This is a genomic window from Egbenema bharatensis FJBBOT/2019 (assembly GCF_048077055.1).
Lineage (GTDB): Bacteria > Cyanobacteriota > Cyanobacteriia > Elainellales > Elainellaceae > Egbenema > Egbenema bharatensis.
On sequence record NZ_CP182236.1, the window covers coordinates 1,512,835 to 1,537,833 of the forward strand.

At 47.4% G+C, this 24,999-nt stretch carries 11 protein-coding genes; 10 read left to right on the forward strand and 1 reads right to left on the reverse strand.

Annotation, left to right across the window (positions count from 1 at the left end):
• Positions 1–54: 54 nt before the first annotated feature.
• On the reverse strand, positions 55–324 hold the full coding sequence (locus ACM1PF_RS07160; RefSeq protein ID WP_416673574.1) for a hypothetical protein: 270 nt from the start codon (positions 322–324) through the stop codon (positions 55–57).
• A gap of 878 nt (positions 325–1,202) precedes the next feature.
• On the opposite strand from ACM1PF_RS07160, the gene ACM1PF_RS07165 reads away from it, so the two are divergent.
• Genes ACM1PF_RS07165 through ACM1PF_RS07210 form a run of 10 tightly spaced genes read left to right on the forward strand, consistent with a single transcriptional unit; the run spans position 1,203 to position 24,969 of the window.
• The gene (locus ACM1PF_RS07165; protein ID WP_416673577.1) at positions 1,203–5,132 is read left to right on the forward strand and encodes a DEAD/DEAH box helicase; all 3,930 of its coding nucleotides are present in this window, start codon (positions 1,203–1,205) and stop codon (positions 5,130–5,132) included.
• Between the two features lie 32 nt (positions 5,133–5,164).
• Positions 5,165–6,736 (forward strand): Zn-binding domain-containing protein, encoded by a 1,572-nt coding sequence (locus ACM1PF_RS07170; RefSeq protein WP_416673580.1) that lies wholly within the window; start codon positions 5,165–5,167, stop codon positions 6,734–6,736.
• 2 nt (positions 6,737–6,738) lie between these two features.
• Positions 6,739–9,303: a GmrSD restriction endonuclease domain-containing protein gene (locus tag ACM1PF_RS07175; protein WP_416673582.1), complete on the forward strand. Its 2,565-nt coding sequence runs from the start codon at positions 6,739–6,741 to the stop codon at positions 9,301–9,303.
• The gene (locus tag ACM1PF_RS07180; protein WP_416673583.1) at positions 9,303–11,369 is read left to right on the forward strand and encodes a 3'-5' exonuclease; all 2,067 of its coding nucleotides are present in this window, start codon (positions 9,303–9,305) and stop codon (positions 11,367–11,369) included. Before ACM1PF_RS07175 ends, ACM1PF_RS07180 begins: the two co-directional genes overlap by 1 nt.
• A 16-nt stretch (positions 11,370–11,385) precedes the next feature.
• Positions 11,386–14,214 (forward strand): helicase-related protein, encoded by a 2,829-nt coding sequence (locus ACM1PF_RS07185; protein ID WP_416673584.1) that lies wholly within the window; start codon positions 11,386–11,388, stop codon positions 14,212–14,214.
• Between the two features lie 24 nt (positions 14,215–14,238).
• Positions 14,239–15,645 (forward strand): transglutaminase domain-containing protein, encoded by a 1,407-nt coding sequence (locus ACM1PF_RS07190; RefSeq protein WP_416673586.1) that lies wholly within the window; start codon positions 14,239–14,241, stop codon positions 15,643–15,645.
• 25 nt (positions 15,646–15,670) lie between these two features.
• Positions 15,671–19,723, forward strand: coding sequence for an Eco57I restriction-modification methylase domain-containing protein (locus tag ACM1PF_RS07195; protein ID WP_416673588.1), 4,053 nt, complete (start codon positions 15,671–15,673; stop codon positions 19,721–19,723).
• 10 nt (positions 19,724–19,733) lie between these two features.
• A complete protein-coding gene (locus tag ACM1PF_RS07200; protein ID WP_416673591.1) occupies positions 19,734–20,900 on the forward strand; it encodes a hypothetical protein in 1,167 nt (388 codons plus the stop codon).
• A 56-nt stretch (positions 20,901–20,956) separates the two neighbouring features.
• A complete protein-coding gene (locus ACM1PF_RS07205; protein WP_416666610.1) occupies positions 20,957–22,117 on the forward strand; it encodes an ISH3 family transposase in 1,161 nt (386 codons plus the stop codon).
• Positions 22,114–24,969 (forward strand): Eco57I restriction-modification methylase domain-containing protein, encoded by a 2,856-nt coding sequence (locus ACM1PF_RS07210; protein WP_416673594.1) that lies wholly within the window; start codon positions 22,114–22,116, stop codon positions 24,967–24,969. Before ACM1PF_RS07205 ends, ACM1PF_RS07210 begins: the two co-directional genes overlap by 4 nt.
• The last annotated feature ends 30 nt before the right edge of the window (positions 24,970–24,999 follow it).

Genomic DNA, 24,999 nt, shown 5'->3' on the forward strand with positions numbered 1-24,999 from the left:
TTTATTCATCTGGAGCTGCCACCTTGACAGGGCTGCGGAAACAGTGTCAATTGCTCAGTCGTAGCTAACAGTAGAATTTGAGCAAGATGAGTCACTGAAAAACCCAATGCCCGCAAAATGGTCAAGGGTTAACTTGTCTCTAAGATCTAAATTTGGACAATCTGAGACATCACCATCCCAAGCCTCAAATATCTCTGTCAGCAAAATCGCATCCAACCACTTCAATGTATCGCCATGTTGAGTAACGCGGCACCAAGCGTTGATCAGTTCAGCGTCGAGTTCTCCAAAGAGAATCCGGAGTGCTTCTTCTTGTTCTTCATTCATAGCTCTTTCATTCTTTTAGTTTCTAAATCTTATTCTATATGGTAAATTCATTGTCATCAAAGCATAAATTTATTGCGCTAAATTCTGCTATCAACTGAAAAATTTACATACCAAAAGCCAGGTAATATTCTTACTTGTAATTGTAAACTTATTGTTCTAAAAGCGATCGCCATATCTGATGTTTTGTCTCTTTTACCGTGATTGATTCTTACACAACTTCTGAATAAACTCTGAAGTTACGCAGAACAGAAAGTTTTGAGTCTTCCTACCTAATTTTGAGTCTCCCTACCTAATGGAGCTTAGTGGTGCAGAAAACTCCTGAAACCCAATAAATTCGTTTTTCTCAATAAGAATTTTTATTGAGAATGGCTAAAATTTCAACGAAGATATGAGGCTCTGGACTGTAGTACACTTGCTCAAAATCGATCCGAAAAAGTTTTCTGCACCACCAAGCCTAATGGAGATGAAAGGCTTAATTTGAGCAGGTGACTAAATGCATCATCGCATACATCTATTTCCGCAACTTGCACAAAGACAGCACCTCGATTCGGATTCATGACCAGTTGCGATCGTGGAACCGGGTTGAGCAGGATCTTTAATCCCAGCCCATCAATCGACGATGTTTGTGTTTGATTTTAAAGAGTTTAGTCAATATTCTTTGCTGATTGCTAAGTTTTTTAGAAAAACTTCGTAGAAAAGCTCAATTCTTAGGCAATCAGCCAAGGGACTGTTTTAATAGAACAAAGCTACAAAGCTTTGCTGTTAAGGGTGTATCTCTGTTGGGAATACTATAAGAAATTGGTGAGTGGGTCTTTGTGAGATGGAATGAACCTGCGACCAAAGCTCCCCGGCTTAAAAGTTCTACCCCAGATCAGTGTATGAACATCTTCGACTTTCGCGATCGCCTCGTCCAGGATTACTCTGACTACGTCGTCAGCTTCATTCAGATTCAAGATGACCGGATTCGCCAGAAAGTTGAAGAAAGCTTTAAGGCTGGTATCCTATGGCCCGACCCTCTGATTCAGCTTAATCCTTCTTTTGAGTCAGGTGGATGGGTAGACGATTTAGTTGCAGAGGGTGCGCTCCATACTGAATGCTCCCGTATTTTTCGTGTAAAGAAAGATGAACCGCCCCACGAGGGTAAACCTCTTCGGTTACACAAGCATCAGTCCGATGCGATCCGAACAGCGAAAGGTGGGCATAACTATAACTACGTTCTTACGACAGGCACTGGCTCAGGTAAAAGCCTGTCCTACATCGTCCCGATTGTGAATCACGTCCTTCAACGCGGGAAGGGACAGGGGATTCAAGCGATCGTGGTTTATCCCATGAACGCTTTAGCAAATAGCCAAGCCAAGGAACTAGAAAAGTTTCTATGTCGCGGATATGAGAATGGACAAGAAGCTGTTACCTTTGCTCGCTACACCGGACAAGAATCGGAGGAAGATCGGCAAAAAATTCTAGCCAATCCGCCTGATATCTTGCTGACAAACTACGTCATGTTGGAGCTAATTCTGACCCGCCCCAGGGAACAAGACCTAATCAATGCGGCTCAGGGACTACGATTCCTAGTTCTAGATGAACTCCATACCTACCGAGGGCGGCAGGGAGCAGATGTTGCCCTCCTAGTACGACGGGTTCGCGATCGCCTGGCAAGTGAGCAGATGCAGTGTGTTGGAACTTCAGCAACATTGTCTAGTGCGGGCACTTACGAAGAACGTCAGGAGAAAGTTGCAGAGATAGCCACTCAACTTTTTGGTGCAAAGGTTCATCCACAGCACGTGATCGGCGAAACCCTCAAACGCACCACCCCAGATCAAAATTTACAAGACCCTCAGTTCATTTGCTCTTTAACCGACCGTATTACTGACCCAACTCACCAACCTCCACAAAGGTACGCTGAGTTTATCGCAGATCCGCTCTCAATCTGGATCGAAAGTACGTTTGGAGTCAGAACTGAGCCTGGTAGCTCACGGCTCGTGCGTGCTCAGCCTCGTAGTCTAACGGGTAAAGATGGGGCTGCTCAGGAATTGAGTCAGTTAACCGGGCTTTCCCTGGAGCGATGTGCAGAAGCCCTCCAGGCAGGGTTATTGGGGGGATATCAGTGTGATTCAAACCCAGAAACAGGTTACCCTCCCTTTGCGTTTCGTTTACATCAATTCATTAGTCGTGGAGATACCGTTTACGGATCTTTGGAACTTGAAGCCGAACGGCATCTCACTCTGCAAGCACAGCAGTATGTTCCTGGCGATCGGGAACGGGTGCTACTGCCTCTTGTCTTTTGTCGGGAGTGTGGGCAGGAATACTACTCTGTCCGAAAAACTCACGATTCTGACTCCGATCAGTGGAAGTTTGAACCACGAGACTTGACTGATGTACTGAATGACACAACCAGTGAGTCTGGTTTCTTTCATGTCAGCACAAACAATCCCTGGTCTGATGATTTCGAGACACTAGTCAGAAGACTGCCCGATGATTGGTTGGAAGAGCACCCAACTAAGGGCATACAGATTCGGAAGAATCGTATACCAGATTTGCCTCAAGCCATTCACCTGAAGAAGGATGGTTTCATTGGGAGGGAGGGTTTAGCTGGGCACTACCTCAAAGCACCGTTTCGGTTCTGCCTGAACTGTGGAGTGTCTTATGGTGCTAGACAAGAGTCCGATTTTGGTAAATTAACTTCCCTTGGTTCTGAAGGACGTAGCACTGCAACAACCATTCTTAGTTTGTCCACAATTCTGAGCTTGAAGCAAACGACCCTCGAAGATACTGCCAAGAAACTCCTGAGCTTCACTGACAATCGGCAAGATGCTTCTCTCCAAGCTGGGCACTTCAACGACTTTGTTGAGGTTGGCTTGCTACGAGCGGCTCTTTATAAAGCAGTTGATTTAGCCGGACCCAATGGACTGCGCCATGAAGAAGTTGCCCAGAAAGTCTTTGATGCCTTGAATTTGCCCCTATCGCTGTACACAGAAGATTCATCGATACGTTTTGGGGCACTGGCAGAAACTCAACGAGCACTACGAAATGTGCTAGGCTATCGACTTTATCTTGATTTAAGGCGCGGATGGCGCATTACCTCTCCAAATCTGGAGCAGTGTGGGTTACTGGAAATCAAATATCTATCCCTGCAAGAAGTTTGTGAGGCAGAAGATATATGGCAGAAGTGCCACCCTGCTTTGGCAATGGCTCGACCTGAGACACGAGCAAAAGTCGCTAAAGTCCTACTGGATTACATGCGGCGTGAGCTTGCGATTAAGGTGGACTACTTAGACAACCTCTTTCAGGAGCAGATTCAGCAGCTTAGTTCTCAAAAACTCATTGCTCCTTGGGCGATCGATGAGAACGAACGCATGGAGCACTCATCGATCCTGCTACCCAGAGGGAGAGGTAAGGATGACTACCGTGGGTATGTTTATCTGTCTGCCAGAGGTGGGTTTGGGCAATACCTGCGACGACCCAGTACGTTTAACGAATTTCACGATCGCCTCAAAGTAGCAGATACGGAAACGATTATTCAAGATTTATTGCAAGGGCTACAGGAAGCAGAACTTGTAAAAGTTGTGCTGGAACCGCGTAACGAGAGCGATGTGGCAGGCTATCAACTCCCTGCGTCTGCCTTAATTTGGGTTGCCGGAGATGGCTCTAAAGTCTTCCATGATCCGATCCGGGTTCCTCAACAGCCTGAAGAAGGTAGCAAACCCAATCCATTCTTCTTGAATTTTTACCGCAGTATTGCGGCAACAGCTCAAGGGTTAGAAGCACGGGAACATACAGCTCAAGTACCAGCTGATGAGCGGGAGCAGAGGGAGGAAGACTTCCGCAAGGGAGCGTTACCTTTACTCTACTGCTCGCCCACCATGGAATTAGGGGTTGATATTTCAGATCTCAATGTAGTCAATCTGCGGAATATGCCACCGACCCCAGCCAATTATGCTCAGCGGAGTGGTCGTGCCGGACGTGGAGGGCAACCAGCATTAGTCTTTTCTTACTGCTCTACAGGGAGTTCCCACGACCAATACTTCTTCAAACGCCCTGAGAAGATGGTGACTGGAGCGGTTACTCCCCCACGTCTGGACTTGGGGAATGAAGATTTAATCCGAACACACATTCATGCAATTTGGTTAGCGGAAGCAAAACTGAGCTTAGGCACAACTTTGCGGGATTTGTTGGATGTCGTAGGCGAAACTCCAAGTTTGACACTGGTTGAGTCAGTTCAAGCTGTTCTTCAGGATACTCAACCGAGACAGCGGACAAGGGTAAGAGCGAATCGAATTCTAGCGACTATCCAAACCGAGTTGCAAACAACTGACTGGTATAGCGATCGCTGGTTAGATGATGTCCTAATTCATATTGCTCAAGAGTTTGATCGGGCATGCGATCGCTGGCGAGATCTATACAAAGCTGCTCTTGCCCAAGCACAACTTCAGAGCCAAATCATTCAAGATGCTTCCCGTAGCTCGAATGATAAGGAACAAGCAAAACGTTTACGGCGGGAGGCAGAAGCGCAACTACAATTGCTGACTGATAGCGGCAACTCGGTACAGTCTGACTTTTACAGCTACCGTTACTTTGCCAGTGAGGGCTTTCTCCCTGGCTATAACTTCCCTCGTCTCCCTCTCTCTGCTTTTATTCCAGCCCGTCGAGGACGAAAAGGGCGAGAGGAATACTTGTCTCGTCCACGTTTTCTGGCAATTTCAGAATTTGGACCCGAGCGATTGTTTATCACGAAGGCTCAAAATATCTCATCAATCGTGTCATTCTGCCCGTTTCTGACACTGATGAACCAATTACAACGAGCCAAGTAAAACAATGCCCAAGTTGTGGATATCTTCATTCGGTGAGTGAACCTGATACTCTCAACAATTGTGAACGGTGTAACACTGAATTAAATGGTTCTCTGCGATCGCTATTACAACTTCAAAACGTAACAACTAAACGTCGAGACAAGATTAATAGCGATGAGGAGGAACGAGTTCGCCTGGGGTATGAAATTCGGACAGGGGTTCGATTTCCGGAGCGTGGTGGTCAGCCATCCTATCGAGTTGCCACTGTCGAGCAAGCCGGATCAACATTGGCAAAATTAACTTACGCTCAGGGAGCAGATCTGTGGCGAATTAATTTAGGTTGGGCAAGACGGAAAAACAAAAACGACTATGGTTTTGTACTAGACGTTGAGCGTGGTTATTGGGCAAGGAATGAACAAGCAGTAGACGATACAGAGTCAGATGCGATGTCTTCTCGAACTGCTAAAGTTATTCCCTTTGTTAAAGACCATCGGAACTGTCTACTATTTGAACCATCATCTCGTCTGCCAGCTGAGATGATGGCATCTTTGCAAGCTGCATTGAAGCAAGCTATTCAAGTGCAATACCAGCTCGAGGATAATGAACTGGCTGCTGAACCCCTTCCTTCTCGCGATAATCGTCGTCTCATTCTGTTTTATGAATCAGCAGAGGGTGGTGCAGGTGTCTTAAAGCGGCTATTAGACGATCCTCAAGGACTTGCTGAAGTTGCCAAAGCTGCTCTAGAAATCTGTCACTTCGATCCTCAGACTGGAGAAGATCGTCATCATGGACCACGATCGGAGGAAACTTGTGAAGCGGCATGCTATGACTGTTTGATGAACTATAGCAATCAACGCGATCATGGCTTGCTCGATCGCAAGGAGTTACGGAATCTACTTCTGCAACTAGCTCAAACTCAAGTCATTGCGGCTCCTGCTGCAAAACCTCGTTCCGAACACTTGGAACAATTAATGCAGCAAGTGGAATCAACTCTAGAGCAAGACTGGTTAGATTACTTGGAAACAAGAGGATACCGTTTGCCATCTAAGGCTCAAGCTTCCATTTCAGCATGTAAGACTCGCCCTGATTTCTTATATGAAGCTGAAACGACAGCCATTTACATTGATGGTCCGCATCACCTTTATCCCGATCGCGCTCAACGTGACGCAAGCCAAACCGAATGTTTAGAAGATTTTGGTTACTCAGTGATTCGATTTGATTTGCAATCAAATTGGGAAACTGTTTTACAACAATATCCTCATGTCTTTGGCAATCCACAACAAAGAATAATTATGAGCTTCAGCTCGGCTTTGCAAACCTCAGATAAAACTCTAGACCTAGATTTATTTGATCCTGTTTGGCATTCACTGATTAATTCAATCAATTCACATGAAGGAATTTTCATCGAGTCTGGTGGAGATGTCGTTCAGGAAAACCAGGTAATTGGAGATTATATTGCTGAGGTTTCTTGTAATGGATACGTTATCAGATTGATAGACAGAGAAAAGTCGTCAGAAGATGTTAAAGCTGCTTTAGAGGCACAGGGCTTTAATGTTCTTTATGTATCTCAAGAATCTGTAGAGGAGATAGTCAAAGAAATTATTAGAGTTTCTCAGGAGCAATAGACATGACTTCAGTTACAACATTTGATAGCACTAAAGAGTCTTTACTTGATCTCCTAAGAAGCATCAAAGCCGGTAAAATTCAGCTTCCTGATTTTCAACGTGGATGGGTTTGGGATGATGAACATATCCGGAGCCTGCTAGCTAGCATCTCCTTGGCGTATCCGATTGGTGCTGTAATGATGCTACAGACAGGCAATACAGACGTGCAATTCAAAGCTCGACCCATTGAAGGTGTGCGCCTAGATCAGATCGTAGAACCTGAGAGACTAATTCTTGATGGTCAACAGCGGCTAACCTCACTTTTTCAATCCCTCTTTTCTGGGCAATATGTTCTAACACGAGATGTAAGAGGGAAACAAATTTGCCGATGGTACTACATTGATATAAATAAAGCAATTAACTCCAATTGTGATCGGGAAGAGACAATTGTTAGTCTGGCTGAAAGTAAACAAATCAAAAACTTTCGTGGTGAAGTTATAGTTGATTACTCTACACCTGAAAAAGAATACGAGGCTGGTCTCTTTCCATTAAGCCAAATTTTTGACCGCTCAAATTGGCGAGCAGGACATGATGAATTTTGGGATTATGACAAAGACAAAATCAAGCTATTCATTCAATTTGAAAAAGAAGTCATTAAGCGATTTGAACAATATCAAGTGCCTGTCATTTCTCTAGGTAGAGAGACACCCAAAGAAGCTGTTTGCCAAGTGTTTGAGAAAGTGAATACAGGCGGGGTTTCTCTAACTGTTTTTGAACTATTAACAGCTACCTTTGCTGCGGAAGACTTTTTGCTTAGACAGGATTGGGAGAAGCGTGTACAGGAACTACACAAATACAATGTGCTTAATACAATCGAGAATACAGATTTTCTACAAGCTGTCACTTTAGTAACTTCCTATGAAAGGCACCAGTTAGCTGTTGCTAGTGGTACTCAACCAGATAAGTTACCAGGGATAGGTTGTAAGCGTAGAGATATTTTGCGTCTTACATTAGGTGAATATAAAAATTGGGCTGATAGAGTAACCAAGGGATTTGAGGAAGCTGCTCGTTTACTCTACGGGCAAAATATTTTTACTGCACGAGACATTCCTTATAAAACTCAACTGATTCCTTTAGCCTCAATTCTTACAGTGTTGAGAGATCAGGCTCAGAGTTTAGGAATCAAAGCTAAATTAACTCAATGGTACTGGTGTGGTGTACTCGGTGAACTTTACGGTAGTGCTGTAGAGAGCCGTTTTGCAAAAGATTTACCAGAAGTTTTGTCTTGGGTATCTGGTGGTTCTGAGCCAGATACTATAGCCACAGCTAACTTTGTACCTACTCGCCTTTTAAGTTTGCGAACTCGAAATAGTGCAGCATATAAGGGAATCTATGCTTTGTTACTACGGGATGGAGGTTTAGATTTCCGCACTGGCACATCTATTGACGAACAAATATACTTTGGCGACAAGATTGATATTCATCATATTTTTCCCCAGTCCTGGTGCCAGAAACGTGGTATTGACTCCAAACGTTACGACAGTATTGTAAATAAAACTCCATTGTCTTATAAAACCAATCGACAAATTAGTGACAAAGCTCCAAGCCTCTATTTGTCTAATATTCAAAAAACGGCAGGGATTTCTGAGGCACAGATGGATGCAACTCTACAATCTCACGTAATTGATCCATCAACTCTGCGTGGAGATGATTTTGATGCTTTCTTTCAATCTCGTGAAAGTGCGTTGCTAGAGCGTATCAGTAAGGCAATGGGAAAACCCATTCAATATAGGTTAACGCATCTAGTGGACTATGATCTTTTCGATTCAGACTGGCATCTACTAATTCAGTCCCTGTCAAAAATTGAAGGAATCTCTATCGAAGCAGGTAGCGATGTGCAACAAAATGGCTGCGTCATCGGAAGTTACTTGGCGGATGTCACACGCGATGGGCAGACCATTCGTGTTTTAAGTGATAGTGAGCTAAATGCTGAACAAATTAAAAGTGTATTAGAACAGGAAGGAGCGAAAGTCGTCAAAGTAAATCGAAATCAGCTTGAGCTAGGTTTAGCAGCTATTTTAATGGCTTTGTCTAAAGCTCCTAATGATGATTCACTAGATGAATTAGACACTGTTAGTGATGACAAGAATTCTCCTGTTTCTTTCCATAAAGAGTGTATCGTCAAAATTGAAAAACATTTGAAGAAAAAGCTAATTTCTAAAACTCGTACTACTTATAATGCTGATGACAGTACAGTTTCTGTTGTGTGTGCTGTTTCAAAGAACCATGATGATGTAGGGCATCCTTCCTACTGGTTTGCCTTTCACCCATCTCAGAAGGAATTCTTACAAAACTCATTACAAGGATACTTGGCTTTAGGATGTGGTAACGAAGATCAACTCATTCTAATTCCCTTTAATCACTTATCAGCATGGTTAGAAGATTTCTGGACTACTGAGCGTGATGACAGAATGTACTGGCATATACGAGTTCATAAAGAGGGGGAGAGTTTTGGTTTAGATCGAAAACAAGGTAAAGGACGGATTAATGTTACTCCTTATCTCATCAAGACGGAGGGAGAAGCATAATGCCAGTCGCTTTGAGCAATTCTCTTGCCAGTGCCGCCCGGAAATTGAGTGCAAATGAAGCCCATCGAGTTTGGACGTTTCTTGATAAATTCTGGGAAAATCCAGCTCATCCCAGCCTCAGCATAGAACGGCTGACAAAAATAAAAAATGCTAACTTGTGGTCTGGCAGAATTAGTGATGACCTGAGAGCAATCCTCCATAAAGAAGGGGACTTGTGGACGGTCTTACACGTTGATCATCATGATGATGCTTATAACTGGGCAAAAACCCGTACCGTCGAGCGACACATCAAGACGGGAGCCTTGCAAATTGTTGTGGCTCCAGAGGCGGTAGCCTCGATTGTAGAAGCCGATCCAACGCCCGTCAGTCAACCTTCGCTCTTTACTCAGTATCCCGACGATTACCTCCTGAGTTTGGGAGTACCACCAACGTGGCTGCCTACAATTCGGCAAATTCGCTCGAAAGATGTTTTGCTCAATGCAGTTTTAGAACTACCAGAAGAGGTAGCAGAACGGTTGCTGGATTTGGCAGAAGGTGGTTTTGTGACACCTCCTACACCTTTAGCTGAAGATCAACCAGCGATCGCCAGCCCCGATACCCAACGCCGTTTCACTGTTCTGGATAGCAATCAGGATTTACTGAAACTACTAGATGCTCCTCTAGCAACCTGGATTGCATTCTTACACCCGTCTCAGCAACAACTAGCGTCTGGAACATTTAAGGGTCCCGTTAAAGTAACCGGAGCAGCGGGAACGGGCAAAACCGTTGTGGGGTTACACCGAGCGAGATACTTGGCTAGACAGGGTAAACGAGTATTGCTGACCAGCTTTGTTACAACCCTCTGCCGTAACCTAGAACGCAACTTACAACTGCTTTGTACACCAGATGAATTAAACAATATTACGGTGACAACCGTACATCGGCAGGCAAAAGAGTTGTTAAAGCAAGCTGGAGAAACTTTAGAAGCTGTCGATGACGATGCTATCAAAAAACTGATTGAGCGTTTCTATCATTCAGGCTGCCCGCTTAGCCCTGCCTATTTGTATTTGGAGTGGGAAAGCGTCATCCAGGCACAGGGCATCACCAGTTGGGAGGCATATCGTACTGCAAACCGCGCTGGTCGGGGACAACCGCTAACTGTCAAAGACCGCAAACAGGTGTGGCTGATCTTTGAACAAGTTTTGAAAACCCTTCAGATGAGGGGAGAAAACGACTGGTCGGGGATTTGCCATCGTGCGATCGAGCTACTCAATAGTGGCAAAGTCCAAAGTCCTTTCGATGCTGTGATTGTAGATGAGCTACAAGATCTAGGTCCTCAAGAGATTAAACTTTTGGCGGCTCTTGCGGGCGAAGGGTCCGATCGCCTGATGTTGCTGGGGGATGCAGGGCAGCGCATTTATGCAGGACGAACAAATTTGAAAAGTTTGGGTATTGATGTGCGAGGGCGATCGCACATTCTCCGCATCAATTACCGAACAACTGAGCAAATTCGCAGCTTTGCCGATCAAATTGTGGGCGATCTCCGGGATGACTTGAATGGAGAGCCAGAAGAACGCAAAGGCACCATCAGTTTGCTCCGAGGGCCAGAGCCGACAATTCATGGATTTCAAACCCAAGCTCAGCAATTTAAATTTGTCGTTAGCGAGATCCAGAAGCTTTTGAAGCAGGGATTGGCATTGGACGAAATTGCCGTTTTCGCTCGCACAAACGATGCGCTCAAACCTGTTGAATCTAGCCTAGAGGCAGCAAAACTGCCTTATCAACGGTTAAGCCGTGATGTAGAGGCTCAAGCGAATGCCATTCATCTTGGCACCATGCACCGCGCCAAGGGACTGGAGTTCAAAGTGGTGTTTGTCATTAACCTGTCCGATGATCAGATGCCCTTAATCTATTTGGTGAACCAAATGCCCGATCAACCTTCGCGTGAGGCTGCGCTGGAGCGAGAGAAGCAGTTGCTCTATGTCAGCGTGACGCGGGCGCGGGATGAGGTATTTGCAAGTTGGGTAGGTTCGCCAAGCCGCTTCCTAGAAGAGGTACTGACAGCTCCTACACAAGCCACAGTATGAAGCGGGGAGAGAAGTAATGACTTTTGCAGTTGGTTCATTGGTTAAGGCACGCGATCGCGAGTGGGTAGTTCTTCCCGAATCTACTGATGAAATGCTCATTCTGCGCCCTCTAGGTGGCACTGAAGATGAAGTAACAGGCATCTACATTCCCCTAGAGAAGGTTGAACCCGCTCAGTTTGATTTACCTGATCCAACCCAACCTGGAGACAATCGCTCCTGCCGATTACTGCGGGATGCTGTGAGATTAGGGTTCCGCTCCAGTGCTGGTCCCTTTCGCTCGTTTGCCAAGATTGCCGTTGAACCCCGTCCCTACCAGCTTGTGCCTCTACTCATGGCACTCAAGCTCGATCCAGTCAGGATATTAATTGCCGATGACGTGGGGATTGGGAAGACCGTTGAAGCTTGTTTGATTGCGCGAGAACTGCTGGATCGGGGAGAAGTGGAACGGTTAGCCATTCTCTGTCCGCCTCATTTGGCAGAACAGTGGCAACGAGAGTTACTGGAGAAGTTCCATATTGAAGCCGAGTTGGTACTTCCCAGTACTGCAACTCGTTTGGAGCGCAATTGTCGCTTAGGGCAATCGCTATTTGACCTCTATCCCTATGTGATCGTCTCTACTGATTTCATCAAGTCTGAGCATCGGCGGGAAGAGTTTCTACGAACCTGTCCAGAACTGGTGATTGTGGATGAGGCTCACACCTGTGCTTCCACAGGAGAGGGTCGGGGAGGGCGGCATCAACGTCATCAACTCATTTCTGGTCTTGCGGCTAACCTCGATCGCCACCTGATTTTAGTAACGGCAACTCCTCACAGTGGTAAAGAGGAAGCGTTTCGATCGCTGCTGCGACTTCTCAATCCTACCTTTACAAATCTGCCGGAAGATCTGACAGGTAAGGAAAACGAGCAGTACCGTCGTCAGGTTGCTGCTCATCTAGTGCAGCGCCGACGAGGGGACATTCAACATTACCTGGATGCCGATACGCCATTCCCCGTTCGGGAGGACAAGGAGGAGACTTACACCCTTTCGTCAGACTACAAGAAGTTGTTCGAGAAGGTTCTGAAGTATGCCCGCGAAACGGTTCAAGATCCGGCAGAGGGGAATCGCTTTCGTCAACGGGTACGGTGGTGGTCTGCCCTGGCATTATTGCGTTCCTTAGCTTCCAGTCCAGCCGCCGCCGTCGCAACTTTACGAAACCGTGCAGACACAACAGGTACGGATACTCCGGAAGCAGCAGATGAAGTGGGTCGTCGTACGGTACTGGATTTAATGGACGATGAAGCAGCCGAAGGGGTAGATGTGCCACCGGGGAGTGATATTGGTGAGGTGGCAACGGACGAGCAGAAGAACCGCGATCGCTTGCTTCGTATGGCGCGGGAAGCCGAGGGACTGAAGGGGAAAAAAGACGCAAAGCTTCAGAAGGCGATTGATTTAGTCAAAACGTTCCTCAAAGATGGTTTCCAGCCCATTGTTTTCTGTCGGTTTATTCAGACAGCAGAATATGTTGCTGAGCATTTGAGGAATGCGCTCAAAGGAGTAGAAGTGGCAGCCGTCACGGGTAATTTGCCACCCAAAGAACGGGAAGCACGAGTTTTGCAATTGGCAGAAGCCCAAAAGCGAGTCCTGGTCTGTACGGATTGCCTAAGTGAAGGCATTAACCTACAGGAGGACTTCAATGCCATCCTGCATTATGACCTGTCCTGGAACCCGACTCGCCACGAACAGCGGGAAGGTCGGGTCGATCGCTATGGGCAAGCTAACGATAAGGTGAGAGTTTTGACCTACTACGGCACAGATAACCAGGTTGATGGCATTGTGCTGGACGTGTTGATCCGAAAACACCGAACGATTCGTAGTTCTCTGGGTATCTCTGTCCCTGTTCCAGTTGATACCGATCAGGTGGTAGAAGCGATTTTTGAGGGGCTGCTCCTGCGCGGACAATCCCATAATGACTCGGAGCAATTGACGTTGTTTGACGACAGCTTCTACAAACCGCAAAAAGATCAACTGTTTAAGCAATGGGAAGCCGCGCAGGATCGGGAGAAGCGATCGCGCACCATGTTTGCCCAGGAAACCATCAAGGTTGAGGAAGTAGCTCAGGAACTTCGAGCGGTTCGTTCTGCGATCGGTTCAGGGGTTGATGTTGAAAGCTTCACGCAAGAAGCCCTGAAAATTTATGGCGGCACTGTTCAAGCAGAACGTAAGGGCATCATTTTTAACCTGAAGGAAACGCCCAAACCTTTACAGGAAGCGATCGGTGGTCACGAGCAGTTTCAGGCAAGGTTCGAGCTACCTGTGCAGGACAGCCAACTGTATCTCAGCCGAACTCATCCTGTTGTGGAAGGTTTAGCAACCTACGTTATGGACAGTGCTCTGGATGCACTTGGAAATGGCGTTGCTAAACGGTGTGGCGTAATTCGTACTCGCCAGGTAGAGCGACGCACCACGCTACTGCTTATGCGGTTTCGCTACCATATCCTGACAAAGCGAGGGGAAATGGAACATCCATTACTTGCTGAAGATTGCCAACTGCTGGTCTTTGCAGGCTCTCCTCAAAATGCTGAATGGTTGGATAGTGGAATGGCGGAGGAACTACTGCAAGCTCGTTCAGATGCCAATATTGGGGCTGACCAGGCAAGGGATTTTTTACAGAAGGTAATTGATAACTTCGACCACCTTCGTCCTCACTTGGAGCGAGTGGCTGAGAGCCGGGGACAGGAACTCCTGGATGCTCATCGTCGAGTTCGGACAGCCGCTCGTATGAAAGGGGTCAGCTACCGAGTTGAGCCGCAACTTCCACCAGATGTTTTAGGAATTTTTATCTACCTGCCTTCACTCCCCTCCTAGTTTCTTCAGCAACAGGCGATTGTCATGCGCTTCCTTTTCATTGACCTACCGATAGCTCTACTCAAATTTGGCTTCTACTTCTTTGTTTTCTCCACGCCAATTTTGGGAGTGTGGTTAGCATCGTCTCTGGTTGCGTATATCAATGGTCCTGTCTGGCTCACCGTTTTTTCGGGAATTCTGCTGTTTCCGCTGATTCCAATTGTTTGGGATTTGTGGGGACATCGAAAACGTAAGGCTTTTGGAATTTTGTCGTGGGGCGATCGCATCACCCTACGGACTCTCGTCCTCAACTTTTTGTTCATTGCCTGCTTGCTGGCACTTCGCCCCCAAACGTCATTTCTAGCCCTTTCCACTCGTGGAGATTGGATGCTAGAGGGTCGTCAGGGAACAGCCGTTGAAGTCACACGAAAGAGCTTATTCTATCTAGCTAATCAACTGGAATGGCTTTATCTATCTTTCCACCAAAACCCATTTGAGCAGTACGCAGATTCAACACTCGTTCAACCACAACCCTCTACAAATCAAACCTCAACACCGCCTCCCAAGCCGTCGCAACAAGCCAGCCAGTGGCCGTGGGAGGGAGTTGGCATACATCCCGCTGTTGCAAATATGCCTGCGAGTGCAGAAACAAGTCTTGAATCTGTGGCTCAATATATTGTTCAACAGGAGAAAGACCCTGTACTGAGGATCAAGGCGCTGCATGACTATGTTGCGGATCGCATTGCCTATGATGCCCCTTCGTATTTTGCTGGGCAATACCCGCCTCAAGATGCAGAAACCGTTTTTCAGCGGCGAACAGCGGTTTGTGCTGGCTACGCCAAATTGCTGGAGGCTTTAGGAAAAGCGGCGGGCGAGGAAATTGTATATGTTGTGGGCGATTCCCGCAGTCAAACCAGTGACTTAAATGGTCAAGGACACGCCTGGAATGCGGCAAAGGTAAATGGGAATTGGTATCTGATTGATGCTACCTGGGACAGTGGGTATGTCGATCGCTCAGGTTTTACTAAGCAGTACAAGACAAGCTATCTATTTCCACCACCAAATGTAATGGCAATCAGCCATTTCCCAGACGATTCAGCATGGCAGTTATTACAAACCCCTCTAACCCGTGGTGAGTTTCTGAGGCAGCCCATGCTAAGACCTCAGTTCTTTGCTGATGGGTTGAAGCTTGTCTTTCCAACTCGATCGCAGACGGACGTGCAGGGTAATGCACTGCTACAAATCGAAAACCCACGCCAGAAGTGGTTGATAGCTAGCTACAGCCCTAAAGGAGGTGGGCAATCTCAAAATTGCCTGGAACAACCCATTCAAGGCAACCAAATCTCTTGCTCTTTATCAGGTTTAGGAACGTATGAGGTAAGCCTATTTAGTGGAGATGATCGAGCTGGACAGTATGACTATGTTGGGCAGGTTGAGTTCAACAAAAGCTAACCCCTTAATGGGCTAGGAGTGCAGAATGAGACTACGGGAAACCTACATCTTCACCACAGTTCGCACGGAGGGGGCAATTCTTCCGGCAGATTTGCTTCAGCGTATCGTCGATGGAGATAAAGAACTGGATGGTCTTAGCCCTGCATCCTACCACTTGCTAGAAGGGGAAAAGCTGAACGAAGCAATTAATCGTTCCTGGACTCGACTGCGAGGTGCTTGGGTTAGTTTCAAAGCAGCCTTGGAACGATTGCCTGCTAATGACTTGGGAACTAGTGTTACGCGCGATCGCTTCCTTCTTCCCCTATTTCAGGAGCTTGGGTATGGGCGGTTGGCATTAACAAGGGCGATCGCTACAGAAGGCAAGAATTACCCTATCTCCCACAGTTACCAAAATACGCCGATTCATCTGGTAGGTTGGCAGATAGATTTAGACAAACGGACGGCAGGGGCAGCAGGGGCAGCACGGAGTAGTCCCCATAGCTTGGTGCAGGAGCTACTGAACCGCTCAAATGCTCATCTTTGGGCTTTTGTTTCCAATGGGCGTAAGCTCCGCATTTTGCGAGATAACGTGAGTCTGACTCGACAATCTTTCGTTGAGTTTGACCTGGAAGCAATGATGTCGGGAGAGATGTATGCCGACTTTGTGTTGCTGTGGCTGTTGTGTCATCAATCGAGGGTTGAAGCAGAAACACCCAAGCATTGCTGGCTAGAGAAATGGTCACAAGCAGCTCAGGATCATGGTACTCGTGCCCTAGAGCAATTGCGCGAGGGAGTAGAAGCGGCAATTACGGCATTGGGGCAGGGGTTCTTGTCCCATCCACATAATCGAGAGTTACGACAGCTCCTACAGTCTGGTGTACTCAGTAACCAGGAGTACTATCACCAGCTTCGGCGGTTGGTTTACCGTCTACTCTTCCTATTTGTCGTTGAAGACCGGGATGCTCTCCTTAATCCGACCGCTGCCCCAGTTGTTAAGGAACAGTACCTCCGCCATTACTCGGCAACCAGACTACGGACGTTAGCAGAACGGTTGCGCGGAACACGGCATAGTGACCTGTTTCATGGGTTGCGGGTAGTGATGAAAAGCTTGGGTGGGCAAGGTTATCCTGAGTTAGGGTTGCCTGCGTTGGGGAGCTTTTTGTGGTCAGATGAGGCCATCCCAGCCCTTGAGCCATGTCAAATTGCGAATTCGGCTTTACTGGATGCGATGCGATCGCTCGCCTTCATTAACGATCGTCACGGGCGAAGACCTGTTGATTACAAGAATCTGCGATCGCGGGAATTAGGCAGCATCTATGAATCGTTACTGGAGTTACATCCTGACATTGATGTTAATGCTGGAACATTTCGGTTAAAGACAGTAGCAGGTAATCGGCGCAAGATGACGGGGTGTTACTACACGCCTGAGAATCTGGTTCAATGCTTGCTCAATTCAGCCCTTGATCCAGTGCTGGAAGAGGCGTGTCGTCAACCTGATCCAGAAACAGCGATTCTCAACCTGAAGGTTTGTGATACTGCCTGTGGCAGTGGGCATTTTCTAACGGCAGCGGCTCATCGAATGGCAAAGCGATTGGCTGCGATTCGCAGTGGAGAAGAGGAACCCGCCCCAGAAGCTATTCGGACTGCTCTACGTCAGGTGATTGGACGGTGCATCTATGGAGTCGATGTGAACCGGATGGCGGTTGAGCTTTGTAAGGTGGCACTCTGGATGGAGGCAATGGAGCCAGGTAAACCGTTGCCATTCCTGGAACACCACATTCAGTGGGGAAACTCACTCATTGGAACGACACCCGCTTTAATGGCAAAGGGCATTCCCGATGGGGTTTTCAATCCCATTAAGGGTGATGAGAAGGGTGTTTGCTCCAGGTACAAGAAGCAAAACAAGGAAGAGCGATCGAAAGGGCAATTGACTTTAGTTGATCCATCTTCAAAACCCTGGGGATGGCTAGAAGACATTGCCATCTATGCACCGGAACACCAACCCTGGCAGCAGTTAGAGGATATTGCGGCTGCGATGAAAGAACTGGATCAGATTCCCGATGAATCGATCGCCCAGGTTCAACTCAAGCAACAAAAGTATCAATCCCTGGTGGAGTCATCAGAGTATCGGTTTAGCCGTTTTCGAGCTGATGCCTGGTGTGCGGCATTTGTGTGGAAGAAGACCCAGGAGTTAGAGTTTCCCATCACCGATGAGGTGTTCCGAAAAATTAAGCAGAACCCGTACAATGCGCCGGACTGGATGCGGGAAGAGGTAGAACGGCTGCAGGAGCAATATCACTTTTTCCATTGGCATATTGCGTTTCCCCATGTCTTTGAAGTGCCGAAGCATGAGGAAGAGGTAGAGAATAACCAGGTTGGTTGGTCGGGAGGGTTTGATGTGGAACTGGGGAATACCCCGTGGGAGCGCATCAAACTTCAGGAGCGGGAATGGTTTTCTGCCTATCGTCCTGATATTTCCAATACGGTCAGTTCAGCGGAACGGAAGCGTAAGATTCAAGCTCTTCAGACTGAAGATCCCTATCTATACGCCCTGTTTATGGATGAGTGCCGACAGGCTGAGGGAGAAAGCCATTTTGTCCATCAGTCTGGACGGTTTCCGCTGTGTGGGCGGGGAGACATCAACACCTATGCCATTTTTGCTGAAACCAATCGGCTATTGCTGGATTCAAACGGGTTGATGGGTTGTATCGTTCCTTCTGGGTTGGCGACAACTGATACAACCAAGTTCTTCTTCCAGGACTTGATTGATTCAGGTTCTCTGGTGAGTTTTTATGATTTCGAGAATCGAGAACGCACGTTGTTTCCAGATGTCGATTCTCGAATGCGATTTGCACTCATGACTTTGGCAGGTCGGAGTCGTCCTGCTGAACCGGGTGATTTTGTCTTCTTTGCCCATCGAATTGAAGATCTGGATTTGGAGGAGCGCCATATCCAGCTTACGCCTGAAGATATTGAACTTCTAAATCCACATACCAAGACCTGCCCAATTTTTAGAACTCAACGGGAGTATGCGATCGCCAAACATATCTACAACCGAGTTCCCGTTCTCGGTCATCCTAATTCCAGCAGTGAGGACACCTGGAATATCAAAATCGTGCAAGGGTTGTTTGACCAGAGTACCGATGGTGATTACCTGTATGCCTCTCCAGAACTAAATGGCAACCTACTGGTAAGAACCTATGAAGCCAGGATGATTAGCCTCTTTAACCATCGAGAATGTTCTGCGGCGACAACTGATAAAAATACCTTTCGGACTGGGGTCAGCATCGAGATCACAAATGAAGAACGTCAAGATCCAGAGTTTTTAGCGCAACCCCGTTACTGGGCATCCCCACACGAAGTCGATCGCCGCATCCCGCCAGCCTATCCCTACGAGTGGTTTATTGGGTACAAGGATGTCACCAGCGCCACGAACACACGGACGATGCTGGCTTGTGTGATGCCGAAATCAGCCATTTTATCCAGCGTTCGCACAGTTCTGTTTTCCAACCATGAGCCATCTGCCATGTTTTGCCTATTGGCGAACTGGAATAGTTTCTGCTTCGACTTCATCTGTCGTCAGGGAACTCCTGGCAATCATTTATCCGATTACATTCTGCGTCAGTTGCCAACCCTGATTCCTTCCACCTACAAGCAGCAGTGTTTATGGGATAGGGCACTTGAACTCAAGGATTGGATACTTCCCCGTGTACTGGAGCTGACCTACACCGCCTGGGATTTACAAGCATTTGCTCAAGACTGTGGCTATGGGGATGCGCCATTCCAGTGGAATGAGGAGCGGCGTTTTCTGCTGCAATGCGAGTTAGATGCAGTTTATTTTCATCTCTACAACTTGCAACGCGAGGATGTAGCGTTCGTTATGGAAACCTTCGCCATCATTAAGCGGAAGGATGAACAGAAGCACGGCTTCTACCGAACCAGAGACCGGATTTTGAATGTCTATGACTCGCTGATGGAAGCCATACTCACGGGACGTTCCTACAAAACCGTACTCGACCCACCCCCTGCTGATTTAGGTGTTGCTCATCCCTCTGGTCAGGCAACCATCCAGCCCTCTTCTTCCAAATCCCCAAGTTAGGTTCAGGACTATGACGATTCGCAGCAAAAATATCTTTACCACTGTTCGGACTGAAGGAGCGATTCTTCCAGCGGATTTGTTGCAGCGAATTGTGGATGGGGATAAAGACCTGGATGGGCTTTCACCCACCTCCTACCATCTGTTGGAAGGGGAAAAGCTGAATGAGGCAATTAACCGTTCCTGGAATCGGTTGCGGGGTGCCTGGGTCAGTTTCAAAGCGGCGTTAGAGAAGTTGCCATCCAATGATCCGGGAACGAGTGTAACGCGCGATCGCCTCCTCCTCCCCTTATTTCAAGAGCTTGGTTATGGTCGTTTGACAGCCGCTAAAGCGATCGAGATTGAAACCCGCAGTTACCCGATTTCTCATGGTTGGCTGCATACGCCCATTCATCTGGTGGGCTGGCGCGTGGATTTAGATCGGCGGACGGCAGGGGTGGCAGGGGCAGCACGGAGCAGTCCTCATAGCCTGGTACAGGAGTTGCTGAATCGATCGCAGGAGCATCTGTGGGCATTTATTTCCAATGGTCGGCAGCTACGCATTCTGCGGGATAACGTCAGCTTGACGCGGCAGGCGTATGTGGAGTTTGACCTGGAAGCGATGATGGCAGGCGAGGTCTATGCAGATTTCGTGTTGCTGTGGTTGCTGTGTCACCAGTCCAGAGTGGAGACGGAGAAGCCGGAGCAGTGCTGGCTGGAGAAGTGGTCGAAGACGGCACAGGAGCAGGGAACCCGTGCGTTGGATCAACTGCGGCGAGGGGTGGAAGTGGCGATCGCCACCCTTGGTCAGGGGTTTCTTTCCCATCCGGTGAACCGGGAATTGCGCCAGAAACTTCAGTCGGGGCAACTTTCAACACAGGACTACTATCGGCAACTGCTGCGGTTGGTCTATCGACTGCTGTTTTTGTTTGTGGCAGAAGACCGGGAATTTTTGCTTGACCCGAAAGTAGAGGTGGCAGCACGGGAACGCTACACCCTCTACTACTCAACGGCTCGGCTCCGTACCCTGGCAGAAAAGCGACGGGGCACCCGCCATGCCGATTTGTTTTTTGGCTTGCGGTTGGTGATGGAGAAATTGGGCAGCAGTGAAGGCTGTCAGGAGTTGGGTTTATCGGCGTTGGGCAGTTTGCTGTGGTCAGAGGCATTTGTGGCGGATGTGGTGTCTTGCCAGATTCAGTAGATCGCAAATTCTCTAGGAAAGGGGTAGGGTCAGGCTAAACGCATTAAAACAAAGCCATGACGATCTACCCAAGTTCATTATCGCCTGCTCCAGCTTTGACGGATGAAGCGACGTTGGAGGTAGCCCTCGACTGCCTATTGGAACACTTATCCCTGGACATGCAAGGTGGATACACACTCCAAGATCTGTTTGAGATTTTGCTACGGGCCGCCAGTCGCAGCGATAGCATTGAACACACAACACAACGATTGGAGGGCGTACCCAGTGGCAATGGCATTCGCTATCATCTCGATAAGTTAGACGATATCACAACTCTGGAATCTCAACTCAATGCCGCTCTGCAAAGCCGCATCCCCCCAAAAATTCGTAAGGGCAAGCATCGTATTGCCATTGACCTCCATCTGATTCCCTATTACGGCAGTGTGAACGTCGCCACTGAGCCTTACATCTACCGCTCTCAAGCTAAGGCAGGCACGACTTCGTTCTTTGCCTATGCCACCGTCTATGTGATTTGTCGTAACAAACGGGTTACTTTGGGTATTCATGCCGTGCATCGGCATGAAACATTGGTTGCAACCATCACTTATTTATTAGCCATGCTGACTCCCTTACGAGTCCGCGTCAAACGGCTTTATCTTGACCGTGGGTTCTATAGTGTACCAGTCATTCGTTGGCTCAAAGCTCTCAATATTCCGTTTCTCATGCCTGCGGTAATTCGAGGCAAACGTGGAGGTACTCGCCAGTTGTTGATTGGGCGCAAAAGTTATGCCACCCGTTATACCCTCAACAGCCCTCAATATGGTTCAGTTACCTGTCAGATGCGGGTGATTTGCAGCTATTACAAAGGGTTCAAAGGGAAACATGGTATCCAATACACCCTATACGTGGTGCATCGTGTGAGGGTTGCTTTGGAGCAGATGCATCAGCATTACAAAGACCGTTTCGGTATCGAGACCAGCTACAGGATGAAAAATGGGTGCCGTATCCGCACCACGAGCAAGAATCCAGTCACCCGTTTGCTGTTTGTGGCTCTGGCGTTTATTTTGGTCAATCTCTGGGTGTATTTGCTCTGGTTCTTTGTGAGCCGTACTCAACGAGGAGGACGGGTCGTTTACCGAGAACTCTTTAGTCTCAAGACCATGTTGGAGTTTCTCTCTCAGGCTGTCGAGCGACATTTCCCAGTCATCACAGCCATCTATTTACCCTCTCTAGAATGAATTTGCGATCTACTGAGATTGCCAATACTGATTTGCTAGAGGCGATCCGGGCACTCGCGTTTATTAGGGACAAACATGGTCGCCGTCCGGTGGATTACAAGAATTTGCGATCGGAGGAGTTGGGCAGTGTCTATGAGGCATTGCTGGAACTGCACCCAGAACTGAATGTGAGTGCCGGAACGTTTACGCTGACGACGGCAGCAGGTAATGAGCGGAAGACAACAGGCAGCTATTACACACCAGAGAGTCTGGTGCAGTGTTTGCTAGATTCGGCGTTAGATCCGGTGGTGGATGAGGCAATTCAGCAGGCTGACCCAGAAGCGGCAATTCTCAATCTCAAAGTTTGTGACCCTGCGTGTGGTAGCGGACACTTTTTGATTGCAGCGGCGCACCGGATGGCGAAGCGGTTGGCTGCGATTCGTACTGGGGATGAGGAACCATCACCAGAGGCAACCCAGAAGGCATTGCGGGATGTGATTGGGCGGTGCATCTATGGGGTGGATGTGAACCCAATGGCGGTGGAATTGTGCAAGGTGGCGTTATGGATGGAGTCGCTGGAACCAGGCAAGCCCCTGTCGTTTTTGGAGCATCACATCCAGTGTGGAAATAGCCTGCTGGGGGCAACCCCTGCTCTGCTGCGGAAGGGGATTCCGGATGAGGCGTTTACACCGATCGAGGGGGATGAAAAAGCGTATTGCAGCAAGTACAAGAAGCAGAATAAGCAGGAGCGGGAAAAGGGACAATTGACGCTGCTGGATGAGCGTAATGAACCCTGGGAGCGGTTGGGAGACCTGGCAACGAGTTTGGTGAACCTGAACCAGATTGCGGATGATGACATTGCTGGGGTGCAGCGAAAACAAACGCAGTACGAGGAATATGTGAAGTCTACGCCTTATCTGTTTAGCCGATTTTGGGCAGATGCCTGGTGTGCGGCGTTTGTATGGAAGAAGCGGCAGTCAGAGGAGTTGCTGTACCCCATTACCGATGAAGTGTTTCGGCAGATTGAACGAAATCCGTTTAATGCACCACATTGGATGCAGCGAGAAGTGGAGCAATTGCGTGATCAGTATCAGTTTTTTCATTGGCATTTAGCATTTCCTGACGTGTTTCAGGTCGGAGACAAAAATACTGAGAACAAGCAAAACGGCTGGAGTGGTGGATTCGACACAATTTTAGGAAATCCTCCTTGGGAGCACACAGAGCTTAAAGAGATCGAATGGTTTGCGATGCGGAAACCTGAAATTTCCATCGCGGCTAAATCAAGTGAACGGAAAAAACTTATTTCATTACTTGTTGATAGTGATCCAGTTTTATACGACGTTTTTTTAGAAGATAAACGCAGACACGATGGCAACAGCTTTCTTATTAGCAACTCTGGAAAATATCCTTTGTGTGGAAGAGGAAGAGTAAATACTTACGCTGTGTTCTCAGAGTTAATGCTTTCATTAATTTCCAATAACGGTAGAGTTGGATGTGTTGTACCTACTGGTATTGCAACAGACGATACCACAAAGAAATTCTTCTCAAAGGTAATGCACGACAGGCTTTTATACAGCTTGTATGATTTTGACAACAAGGAAGGTTTCTTTCCAGATGTTCGAGGGCATCAACAATTTTGCTTACTAACCTTATGTTCACAAAATGCAAAAGAGCCTCTTTTTTCGTTCTTCTTACGCAATATTGCAGAGCTTTGTGATAATGACAGAAAGTTCACGCTATCTATTGAAGATGTTAGAACTGTAAATCCTAATACTGGAACCTGTCCAGTATTTCGTAGAAAACACGATATTGAGTTAGTTAAATCTATCTATAGCAATGTTCCTGTTTTGATAAGCGAAGGAGGAATCAAGCATAATAGCTGGAACATAACTTTTCGGCAAGGTACTTTTAATGTTGCAAGTGATTCAAAATGCTTCAAAACAAGTGAACAATTAATCAGTATGGGATTTTACAAAGAAGGGCAGTTATATATAAAGGAGAAAGAGAAGTATGTACCACTATTTGATGCAAAGATGGCACAGCAATTCAATCACCGTGCTGCTAATTTAAGTGCAAGTGGGCATGAATTTCGCAAAATCTCTAAAGAGTCTACTTCCTTAGAAGATCTATTCAATCCCAATTTCTCTCCCGAACCTATGTATTGGGTTCAGGAGGGAGAAGCCATAAAACGTCTAGGAGAATGGCAGTATAAATGGTTATTAGGTTTTAAGGATATTACTGGAACGACCAGCACTTTTTTAGGAGTATTTACAATTATTCCAGCAGTAGGTGTTGGTCATCCCTTTCCATTAATTTTTTCGTCTTATCCTGCCCGCTTTAACGCTGCTCTCCTTGGGAACCTGAACACGTCTGTTGTTGAATATATTCTACGGCTTAAGTTGCAAGGGCTGCATCTAACATATTTTTATCTAAAGCAGTTACCAATTTTAGTACCTCATAGCTATGAGAAGAGAGTGCCTTGGTTATCCGTTAATGTGATAGTTGATTGGATTTGTTCTCGTGTTCTCGAACTAACTTATACCGCTTGGGATCTCCAACCCTTCGCCCAAGACTGCGGCTACGACGGTGCCCCCTTCCGTTGGAATGAAGAACGCCGCTTCCTCCTGCGCTGTGAACTCGATGCCGCCTACTTCCACCTCTACGGCATCCAGCGCGACGACGTAGATTACATCATGGAAACCTTCCCCATTGTCAAGCGCAAAGACGAACAGAAACACAGGCACTATCGCACCAAAGACAAAATTCTAGAAATCTATGATGCAATGGCTAAGGCAATGAAAACGGGGCAACCCTATCAAACCCTGCTCGATCCACCCCCTGCCGATCCGAGCGTTGCCCATTCCCCACGTTAGGATCAAGCTAATTCCAACCTACAGAGGACA

Coding starts and splice junctions, on each gene's coding strand:
- ACM1PF_RS07160 (WP_416673574.1), bottom strand. CDS start 324: ATGAATGAAGAACAAGAAGAAGCACTCCGGATTCTCTTTGGAGAACTC.
- ACM1PF_RS07165 (WP_416673577.1), top strand. CDS start 1,203: ATGAACATCTTCGACTTTCGCGATCGCCTCGTCCAGGATTACTCTGAC.
- ACM1PF_RS07175 (WP_416673582.1), top strand. CDS start 6,739: ATGACTTCAGTTACAACATTTGATAGCACTAAAGAGTCTTTACTTGAT.
- ACM1PF_RS07180 (WP_416673583.1), top strand. CDS start 9,303: ATGCCAGTCGCTTTGAGCAATTCTCTTGCCAGTGCCGCCCGGAAATTG.
- ACM1PF_RS07185 (WP_416673584.1), top strand. CDS start 11,386: ATGACTTTTGCAGTTGGTTCATTGGTTAAGGCACGCGATCGCGAGTGG.
- ACM1PF_RS07190 (WP_416673586.1), top strand. CDS start 14,239: ATGCGCTTCCTTTTCATTGACCTACCGATAGCTCTACTCAAATTTGGC.
- ACM1PF_RS07195 (WP_416673588.1), top strand. CDS start 15,671: ATGAGACTACGGGAAACCTACATCTTCACCACAGTTCGCACGGAGGGG.
- ACM1PF_RS07200 (WP_416673591.1), top strand. CDS start 19,734: ATGACGATTCGCAGCAAAAATATCTTTACCACTGTTCGGACTGAAGGA.
- ACM1PF_RS07205 (WP_416666610.1), top strand. CDS start 20,957: ATGACGATCTACCCAAGTTCATTATCGCCTGCTCCAGCTTTGACGGAT.
- ACM1PF_RS07210 (WP_416673594.1), top strand. CDS start 22,114: ATGAATTTGCGATCTACTGAGATTGCCAATACTGATTTGCTAGAGGCG.